This is a genomic window from Mesorhizobium sp. M1E.F.Ca.ET.063.01.1.1 (assembly GCF_003998155.1).
GTDB lineage: Bacteria > Pseudomonadota > Alphaproteobacteria > Rhizobiales > Rhizobiaceae > Mesorhizobium.
Window position 1 is genome coordinate 1 of sequence record NZ_RZSC01001751.1, and the last position, 396, is coordinate 396.

Consider the following 396-nt stretch of genomic DNA (forward strand, 5'->3'; position numbering starts at 1 on the left):
ATCAAAGGTATGGCAAACTCAGGAAGTTCCGGAAAAACGGCTCCCCCTTGCCTTTTCGTTCGCAATCCGCCGAAAAGCTTGTCAAAAATTACCATTGCCGGGAAATTACGTCAATAGTACTGACATAATTCCCCTTCGCATGGAGACAAGATGACGGATCAGAGCAATGCCGCCGGCAAACCGATCAGGACGGCGATCACCGACGAGGACGGCATCGACTTCGCCATCATCGAGCTGCTTTTCTTTGCCTATCGCGACTTCACTTCCGATCCGGACCAGATTCTGGCCGACTACGGCTTCGGCCGCGCCCATCACCGTGTCCTGCATTTCGTCAACCGCAGGCCTGGCCTGACCGTCGCCGAATTGCTCGACGTGCTCAAGATCACCAAGCAGAGC

At 54.8% G+C, this 396-nt stretch carries 1 protein-coding gene; it reads left to right on the forward strand.

The genetic code is table 11. The features are described from left to right. Positions 1-150 precede the first annotated feature (150 nt). Positions 151-396 (forward strand): helix-turn-helix domain-containing protein (locus EOA29_RS40735; protein WP_145970213.1); only part of this gene is annotated, 246 nt, incomplete at its 3' end.